The organism is Anabaena cylindrica UHCC 0172, assembly GCF_034931625.1.
Classification (GTDB): domain Bacteria; phylum Cyanobacteriota; class Cyanobacteriia; order Cyanobacteriales; family Nostocaceae; genus Anabaena; species Anabaena cylindrica_A.
This window is the reverse complement of record NZ_JAYGGY010000064.1, coordinates 1-10,505: the sequence shown is the minus strand read 5'-3', so window position 1 is coordinate 10,505 and position 10,505 is coordinate 1. Positions and strand designations below refer to the sequence as shown.

The window sequence follows — 10,505 nt, the reverse complement described above, 5'->3', positions numbered from 1 at the left end:
ATCTTTTCTCAGTAGTTGTAACTTATATCTCTGTTTTTAGTCTAAACTCCAGTAGTACAGGCAGCATGGACTTAGTATCTGCACGTATTCCAGTAGGTACAGTAGGGATCAATGATTTGCGTGGACCACGAGAGTCAGCAGCGACTAGTGATGCCGGAAAAGCTTATGTCATCTTAGACCGGGGAGAGGTGGCACTTATTGATTTAATAGCCTTGCGTCAGGTTGATACTGATACCACAGAACTTGGTATTAACCCAATTAAATTACCAGATGGTGTGACTCCTTATTCAATTGTCATCGAGCCAACCGACCGTTATGCTTACATTGCCAATGGGTTGAGTGGTAATATTTATGTTTTAGATATCAATCCTTATTCCCCCACATACAACCGCATCATCCAAAATATTCCAGTTGATGCTGCCAACGGATTGCAGAAACTCACTATTAGCAGCGATGGTCGCAGACTTTATGCAACAGCACCAGGTTCTTCTTCCTTGAATAAAGGCAAAATTATAGTTGTCAACATTGACCCTAAAGACAGACCCAAAGAAGAAAATGCTCCAAACACCCGTAAATGGCATCAGCAGATTAAAATAATCAATACAGAAGGCATAAACCTAGAAGGAATTGAAGCAACTAGTAATTCACAGCAAATCATCTTTACCCATCGCCGAGATGAAACCAAAGGGTTTGGAATACTTAATATTACCAATGATGACCCACTGAATTTTAGTGCCGATACTCAATATGTTCCCTTGCATCTCTCTTCCCAATTGTTTGGACTTGAAGATTTTGAATTGAATGATAGTAGAGCCGCAACTATTACCAAAGATGGCAAATATGCTTTTGTTCTGGGATATAATAGCTATCAGAAAAACCGTGGTTTTGAATTAATTCCCACAGCACCTTTTGGTACTAGTGTTGGGATTATTGAAAATCCTTTAGATCCAGATCAAGCTAAACTGATTGCAGCTACTCGTCCGATTCCAATGGGACTTGGGGTGGATTTAGAACTTTCTAGTGATGACAAATTTCTCAGTGCTACTTATCCTGGAGTGGATGGAGTTTTTGTCTTCGATGTCAATGAAATTCGACGTACCATTGATAGTTTAAGGGCTGGTAATCAGGTAGAAGAATTCACAATTGATAGTACCAGTAATAGCGGTCCAAATTATGGGGATTTAGAACATCCATCAATTAGGTATACAGAAGAAAATCCATTCAGAATTCGACCTGCAACATTTAACGACTTACTTGTTGTTCCCATTGATGACATCAATACCAATATTGATATTGCTGCCAGGTTTGAAGTTGTTGAAGCATATAAACGCAATAATCAAGAGTATATTAAGTACGGTACACCCGAAATTGATGGTACACCAAGCCATAATGCGCCTATTGGCACAGGCAGTAACCCAAGGGGTGTAGATATTGTATCGAAACGAGATTGGGTTAAGTTAAATGTTCCTAATACTAATGATGTAATTGAAGATGAGAATTCTAACCCATTAATTAACACCCTTACTCCTGAATTTAGTTGGCAGATAGACCCGAATATCAACCCGGATGATATTAGCGAAGTAGAACTATTTATTAGTGTTTTTGACGATTGGAAGGGGGGATTATTGCCAATTTGGAAACCACAAGGAGAAAATATACCTTCTAGAAATGATTACAATCCTAATCGAATCCTTACCGCAGTCTGGGAAAATGGTGCGTGGCAGTTAGTAAATCTTGAAACTGGGGAATTGTTTAGTACTAATCAAACAGATTATCGTCATTTTCAACTTCCTAATGACCGCATCTTAACAGCAAATCAACAGTACCATTTTGCTGTTAACGTCTACGCTGAACGACGATACGCAGATATAGGAGATTTCAAAACTTCGCTGCCAGCACCAATAACTGATCAATCTACAACTTTCCATAGCGTTACTGTGTTAAGTCGTGGTGTAGAACCAGGAAATGAAATTAGTCTCGAAGCAGATAAACAACTTAATTTAATAGCTGGACAAATTGAAAGTGCTGGTGGTGTGGTGATGAATTACAATCACACTACCGGTAAGTGGCAAACTGTTTCATATCAGGCAAATACTAGAAACTGGATTCCTGATAATACTAAATCTCCTCAATATGGTAAACCATTAGTATTGTTAGCCAATTGGATGAAAGGAACTCCACAGTCAGCATTTACTAATGGCGGTTTTTCTGAAGCTGCTGCTGATGCTTTGTTTGCTGCTTTGGTGCAGTTTGACCAAGAAAATAATGGCACGGTGGGTGGTTATGATCAAGATGGTAATCTTATTCGCACTCAAGGAAGTCTGTTTAATTCACCTCTACATTTTGTTGGTTTTGGTCAAGGGGCTGTTGTTAATAGTGAGATTATTCAGCGGTTGGGAACCTATTTCCCCGCAGCGGGTGGGTTTGCAAAAGCGGATGGTTCTCCAGGGGAAAATCGCGATTTGCAAATGACGACTATTGACCCTCATGATTATGATTCAAGTTCTCCAGAAGGAAATTACAGAAATATCCTTGACCCAGACATTCGAGTTTGGAAGAATGTTACCTATGCTGATAATTACTTCCAAACAATAGGTACTGGCAATACATTAAAAGGGAAGTATCTCTTAGAGAGCGGTAAATGGACGGCTGATTATAATGTGCCTCTAGATAGTCGTGCTGGGTTTGATGAGGAGTTGGCTACAGGTGGTCCTCATACAACTGCTTTGAATTGGTACACTGGAACGGCTAATTTGAGTGAAAGTACGGATATTTATCGTCGGCTCGGCGATTATGATGTCAAAGGTCTAAATCCTATCGAGAATAAGAATTTAACATGGTATACACCAAATCATACTGATGCTACGTTTGGACAGCTTGGTGCATCAAATGCTCCTTGGGAAGGTATTGGTACTGGTTGGTTTAATTCTGTTCTTGGTGGTGGTTATGATGTGCGTCCTTATCAAACTTCCACTACCAATGGAAAGAAAAATAAGACACAACTTGGTGATTTTGAGGATTATCTCAAAAATAACAGGGCTTCTGTGGAAGAAGATAATACTGCTCAAAACCGCATGAGAGGTGACTTTGCTGTTCCCACATTGTTTAATGGGAATTTTGATACGATTTCTTATAAAAATCCCATTCAAAGTATTCCTGGTTGGTACAGTGGTTCCAAAACGAATAACCAACTCAAACAAAGCGTTTTAGAGGATGTCTCAACTATTTCTGGTACTATTCCCAACTATGCTCTACAGCTAAACGCAAATACCACAACAGCTATCCATGATTGGTTTGTTGTACCAGAATCGGGAGTATTACGTTTCAACTTAAATGTACCTCAAACACCTCAAGGAGGAAAACTCAAAGTTTCGATGAAGGGAATTGATGATAATCAATGGCAACCCTTGACTACTCTTTGGGGATATCGTAGTGGTTCATACGATACTATTGTTAATACTGAGCGACTAGAAGGTGTTGAATTAAGTGCTGGTGATTATTCTTACCAGTTTACTGACAGTCCAGGCAATTATCAACTTGTTCAAGATAGCGATAAAAGTAGAAGTAATTTATTGGGATATGCGACTCAAGGTTTTGAGACATTTACCTTTGATGGTGAAGTTCTTGAACAGTTACGAGGTAAACCAGCATTACTCCAATTCCAACTTGAAGGAAACACTGAGGTCTTGATAGACGATGTTTTCTTCCAGAGTCAACATTTATATTTAGGAAATCCAACTGAAGCTAGGTATAGTCAGACGAATCCTAACTCAAAAGATTTTCTTATTGAGCGTCCTCAATATGCGTTGTCTTACAACAGTGAAACTAAAACTCCTAATTGGGTTAGTTGGCAATTAAATTCTGATTGGTATAAGTCAGAAGAGGGTTTTGATAGACCTGACCTAATAAAAGATGGAATAGAAAAACCTGAAGGTATGCCAGCTAGTGAATATGGAAATTTTAACTACCTATATCCTTTTGAGGTAGATTATGCCCTTCCTAATGTATGGAGAGCTAAGGCTAACAGTTATTCAGGGGAAAATGTATATGACCGAGGTCATTTAGTTGCATCTGATGATCGGGATAGAGACAGAAAAGACCAATTTGCAACTTTCTTAATGTCCAATATGTTGCCCATACACAGAATAACTAATAGAGATGGTGCTTGGAGAGGACTTGAAAAACACGAACGACGACTCCTAGAAGATGGCAAAAATCTTTATATTATTGCTGGTGGATATGGTACTAAAACAGATAATAGTACTCCTGTAAAAATTAATGGAGAAATTACAGTACCTGAGAGAATATGGAAAGTAATCTTGGTTCTGGAACCTGGCCAGAGCATATACGATATTAATCAAAACACTAATGTTATCGCTGTTGATTTGCCAAACGACGGTAGTCAAGGCAAGAACGAAAGAGCGTGGTCAGCAAACATAACAAATATCCAAGATATCCAAACAAAAGTAAGGACAGAAAATAATCTTCCTAACTTTAGTCTTTTATCAAATGTTCCAAGTGAAATATTGAACAAGTACAGCCTAAAGACAAAGAGATATGAAAATCCTTATTTGAGTAGCTCCCTATTGGCTGATAGAGGAACCAACAATTTTTCATCCATGAATAATCTCAGGTCCGACGATAATCCTACCATCACCCACAATAGTATTTTGGAACAACGCATTGTTAATGTGACCGAAATCACTGAGGTAAGACCCTTTGAGGTTGGCATTTTCAAATCTGGCACCAACTATGTCAGCATCAGTCACGTTAACACCCTCCAAATTAGTACCAATGAACCTAGCCAGAGTCAATTTGGCATAGCTGAGATTAGCCCCACTCAAATTAGCCCCACTCAAATTAGCAGCCAACAGATTAGCTCCACTCAGGTTAGCCCCACTCAGGTTAGCCCCACTCAGGTCGGCCTCTTCCAAATTAATCCCACTAAAGTCTCTCTCTCCAGCAGCATAACGCTGCAACAACTCTTCAGCATCCATAACTCAACTCCCACATTAACTAACACATATAAAGATAACCCACTCAACCCCTGGTCTACCCTCTTCGACCCCACCTTCAACTTAACCCTCCAAATCACCGACCTCCCCGTCGGACAACTAGCCGAAGCCCAAATCACCACCTACGACACCCTCGGTCGCCCCAACAGCGGCACAATCCTCATCGACGACAACGCCAACGGAATCGGCTGGTTCATCGACCCCACCCCCAACGACAACAGCGAATACACCACCACCCTCACAGACACAGCCTACCGCGCCACCACAGGCGAAGCCGCAAGCAAATACGACCTGCTCACCAGCATCTTACACGAAATGGGACACCTAGCAGGCATCATCAACGGCTACAGCGAATTTGACCGCCACATCCAAACCATCAACGGTACCAAACACTTCATCACCAACAACATCAACGCCACCCTCACAAAAGACAGTAGCCACCTAGACCCCAAAGCACACCCCTACGACCTAATGAACACCACCCTCACCCCTGGTGTCCGTAAACTCCCCTCATACATCGACCTCCAAATCCTCAACACAGTCCGCAACAACACCACACCGAGCAACATCACCACCCTCACCGCACCCCTCAACTCCGACCCCCTAATCGGCATCCTCAACGGCGACTTCGACACCCAAACCGACTGGACAACCCGTGGTGCAACCACCATCCTCAACTCCCACGCAGTCCTCACCGAAGACTCCCCCCTCCTCAGCAACCTCACCCAAACCTTCATCATCCCCGAACACGCCAAATACCTCCAATTCACCATCCTAGACACCCAACTAGGAACCAACCAACTCGCCCCCAACGATGTCTTTGAAGTCGCCCTCCTCGATGCCCGCACCCTCACCCCCCTAGTCGGAACAGCCACCGGACTCACCCAAACCGACTCCCTCCTCAACCTCCAACAAACCGGCAACGCCTACTTCAGTAATAACGTCAAAATAGCAGGCGCAAACACCTCCGGCGACAAAATAGCCCTGAACACACCCCGCACCGTCAACATCGACATCAGCAACATCGCCCCCGGAACCGCCGCCACCCTCTACTTCGACCTCCTGGGCTTTGGTGCCAAAGATGCTAAAATCATCATTGATAACGTCATCCTCCTCAACGACGACCTCATCACCCCCATAGCCAACAACGACACCGCCACCACCGACCAAGGACAACCCCTACTCATCAACGTCCTAGCTAACGACAGCACCACTAACGGCACAGTCCAACTGGGTACAGCAGCAAACGGCAACATCATCATCAACCCCGACAGCACACTCACCTACACACCCAACAACAACTTCGTTGGTACAGACACCTTCACCTACATCATCCTAGACAACAACGCCATTTCCAACGAAGCCACAGTCACCGTCACCGTTAACAACATCGCCCCCACGATCAACAACGTTACGGTAGAATCAACTATTCAAGAAGGAACAACCAGCACCTTCAGCGCCACAGCCACCGACCCCGGTAACGACCTCACCTACAGTTGGAACTTTGGCGATGGCACAGATGCAGTAATTGGACAAAATGTCAATCATATCTTTGCTGATAACGGCATCTACACCGTCACCCTCACCGTCAACGATACCAATGGTGCAAACACATCCCAAACAATAACTGCTAACGTCAACAATATTGCCCCAGTTGTGCAAGCAGGCGCAGACATCACCACAGATGAAGGCACAGCCATTACCTTCAACGGCAACTTTAACGACCCCGGCATATTAGATACCCATACAATTACTTGGGATTTTGGCGACAACAGCACAGCCACAGGCATCCTTAACCCCACTCACACCTACACCAAAGATGGTATATACACAGCAACCCTAACAGTACAAGATAACGACGGCGGTACTAGCAGCAACAGCTTGACAGTAACCGTTAACAACACCGACCCAATTATCAACAGTATCTCTGGTGACACCAATGTAAATGAAGGTGCAGTTGCCAACTTCAGCGCCACAGCCACCAACCCCGGTAACGACCTCACCTACACTTGGAACTTTGGCGATGGCACAGATGCAGTAATTGGACAAAATATCAACCACATCTTTACTGAAGATGGCAGTTATATCGTCACCCTCACAGTTAGCGATACAAATGGCGGTGCAACCAGCGAAACCCTCAGCGTCCAAGTCAACAATGCTGCACCCATAATCACCAACATCTCTTCTGACACCAATGTAAATGAAGGTGCAATTGCCAACTTCAGCGCCACAGCCACTGACCCAGGAAATGATACCATTACCTACACTTGGAACTTTGGCGACGGAACAGATGCAATAATTGGAGAAAACGTCAATCACATCTTTGCTGACAACGGCATCTACACCGTCACCCTCACCGTCAGCGATTCAGAAGGTGCTAACACATTCCAAACAATAACCACCAATGTAAGTAACGTTGCACCTATTGTAGAAGCAGGTGTAAATCAAACCATCTACATTAGTGAAACAGTCAACTTCAACGGACAATTTACCGACCCTGGTATATTAGATACCCACACAATTACATGGGACTTCGGAGATGGCAATACTACCACAGACATCCTTAATCCCAGCCACATTTACACCACTGATGGAACATACACAGCCACTCTCACCATTACCGACAATGATCATGCAGTTTCTAACGATATAATGACCGTCACGGTGAAAAAGCCACCCAGCATATCGGTTAGCGATGTCAGTATCATTGAAGGTGACAATGGTGAGAAACTAGCTATCTTCACTGCTAACTTATCAGAAGTCAGTACCCGCAATATCAGCGTCAACTACACAACCGCCGACGGCACAGCCACAGCAGGTAGTGACTATACTGCAACCAATGGAATAATTACCTTTACCGCAGGTGAAACCACCAAGACAATTGCCGTCGAAGTCATTGCTGATACCATTGATGAATTTGATGAAACCTTCTTCCTGAATTTGAGTAACGCCACAAATGCCACAATTGTCAATACCCAAGCTATCGGCACAATAGTTGATAACGACGCACCACCAACAATCGCTATCAGTGATAAAACCATTACTGAAGGAGATAGCGGTACGACAATCGCTACCTTCACAGTTAACTTATCCACGGACAGTGCTAAACCGATAACTGTTCAATATACAACCGCAGATAGTACAGCCACAGCAGGTAGCGACTATACTGTAACCAATGGAACACTCACCTTTGCACCAGGAGAAACTAGCAAATCTATCTCCATAGAAGTAACAGGCGATACTATTGATGAATTTGATGAAACTTTCTTCCTCAACCTTAGCGATGCCACCAACGCCACAATAGTTGACAATCAAGGTGTAGGTACAATCGTTGACAATGACGCACTACCCGTACTCACCATCAATGATAGAACCATCACCGAAGGAGATAACGGTACTGCCGCTGTTACCTTCACAGTTAGCCTATCAACAGCCAGTGCTAAACCAATCGCGGTAAATTATGCCACCCTTGACGATACAGCAGTTGCCGGCAGCGACTATACTGCAACTAATGGTACACTCACCTTTGCACCAGGGGAAACTACCAAAACTATCTCAGTGCAAGTAGCTGGAGACACTGTAGATGAATTTGATGAAACCTTCTTCCTGAATTTGAGTAACGCTACTAACGCTACTATTGCCGATGATCAAGGTGTAGGTACAATCGTTGATAACGATGCACCGCCAACACTGACGATTAATGACAAAACCGTTACTGAAGGTGATAATGGCACGCAGACAATGACATTTACTGTCAGTCTCTCTAATCAGAGCCAGAAAACAATTTCTGTCAACTATGCCACAGCTAACGGTACAGCCACAGCAGGTAGTGACTACACCGCAACCAATGGGACACTCACCTTCGCTCCTGGTGAGATAACTAAGACAGTTTCAGTGCAAATTATCGGCGATGCCCTGATAGAATCAGACGAAACCTTCAACATCAACCTGAGTAACGCCACCAATGCCACTATTGCTGATGCCACTGGAGTTGGTACAATTCTCAATAATGACCTCCCTCTTGCCTTTGCTATCAAAGCCGAAGGCACTGTCACCATTAACGGTGGTGGAGATTTTGATGGTAATCCCTTAGATGTGAGTGATGATGCTCTAATCTATGCAGGTAAAGGGTTTACAATTAATGGTAATCCAGTCTTACCTGTTCAAAGAGATGCTCAGGGAAATGCGATTCTTAATAGCGCCGGAAAGCTAATTTTGGTTGATAGAGCGGTGACTGTGGCTCCAGGCTACACTGTTACTAACGGGCCGAGCAATCAATATGCTAATTTACTTCCCCCACAAGTGGTAGATCAGCAGACTATCAATATCCCTGTCTATACGGATGTTAAACAGCTGGAACTGAATCGTCGAATTCCTGCTAACACCCCAACTGTGACATTCAATGTTTCCCAAAATCCGATGAATAATGCTAATGATTGGGCAGCCAAGTTTCCACCTCCAGGTACGGTGACTAATCCTACTGTAGTGCAGGTTACTGGTGGGGGATTGAATGTTCCTAGTGGGATTACGATTAGCAATTATGTGATTATTGTTGAACAGGGGGATATTAATTTTAATGGCAATGGACACAATTTTAATAATGTGGTGCTAGTTAGTAACAGTGGTAATATCAATCTATCCAATTTACAGGCACAAGATTTGTCTGTGTTTGCTTCTGGCTCGATTAATATGAATGGTGGTGCGAGGTTTGCTGGCTCAACGTTGATGGCGAATAACAGTGGTAATATTATTTTCAATGGGGCGACAACTACGACGGATGCTAATAGTAATTTGCAGGTGATTTCTAATGGAGATATTACTTATAATGCGGCAGCGAATACGCGGGGGACTTTCCAGGCTGTGAAGAATTTTAATTACAACAGTAGTTCGACTTTATTTGGCTCTATTGAGGTCAAGGGTAATATTACTTTTAATAGTGCTGCTACTGTGATTGCTGTTGGTGTTTAGCCCTACCTCCTTACTGTATGCCAAAGCCGTTAGACCCTAAGTGTCAGTTATGTGCTAAGTTACCAACTGTGAAAGCTAAGGTACTACATGGTGCAGAAGGAGATGGATGTTGGAATCCTCAAGTTTGTCACAATCGTCGTTCGTTCTATCGTCGCCGAACTGAGGATAATTCCACAGAAATTGATGCGATTACAGTTGCGCCACCTGCAACATATTTTGCGGTGCTGTATCTATATAAGGAATCGGGAGATAAGCCATTACACGCTTTGGGTGCAGAACTGTGGCTGGGACAAAAACCAATTTGTCGCTTGGAACCCATTCACTGTTTTGGATTAACATCTGGCAAGATCCGCACCTATACTGACCAGGTATTACAGGCTTTTGCTCAACAATACAGTATCTCACTGTATCAATATAAGGATATGTTTGAGATTAGCCCAAACAATTGTCCAGTGCGCCCCTGTCCGTTACATCCAGAGTCATAAAGATGGCCATATACCGCCAATTAACAATCTGGGATAT

At 43.3% G+C, this 10,505-nt stretch carries 3 protein-coding genes and 1 pseudogene; 3 read left to right on the top strand and 1 reads right to left on the bottom strand.

The window, feature by feature from the left end; genetic code table 11:
- Window positions 1–65: 65 nt before the first annotated feature.
- Window positions 66–4,505: pseudogene (locus VB713_RS13570) on the top strand (DNA/RNA non-specific endonuclease); the annotation flags it as partial.
- 108 nt (window positions 4,506–4,613) lie between these two features.
- Here VB713_RS13570 and VB713_RS13565 read toward each other — a convergent pair.
- Window positions 4,614–4,997 (bottom strand): pentapeptide repeat-containing protein, encoded by a 384-nt coding sequence (locus tag VB713_RS13565; protein WP_323312049.1) that lies wholly within the window; start codon window positions 4,995–4,997, stop codon window positions 4,614–4,616.
- Window positions 4,998–5,330: 333 nt separating this feature from the next.
- On the opposite strand from VB713_RS13565, the gene VB713_RS13560 reads away from it, so the two are divergent.
- Together VB713_RS13560 and VB713_RS13555 are read left to right on the top strand one after the other, a co-directional pair.
- Window positions 5,331–9,983: a beta strand repeat-containing protein gene (locus VB713_RS13560; protein ID WP_323312048.1), complete on the top strand. Its 4,653-nt coding sequence runs from the start codon at window positions 5,331–5,333 to the stop codon at window positions 9,981–9,983.
- Window positions 9,984–10,000: 17 nt separating this feature from the next.
- Window positions 10,001–10,468, top strand: coding sequence for a hypothetical protein (locus VB713_RS13555; RefSeq protein ID WP_323312047.1), 468 nt, complete (start codon window positions 10,001–10,003; stop codon window positions 10,466–10,468).
- Window positions 10,469–10,505: the final 37 nt, after the last annotated feature.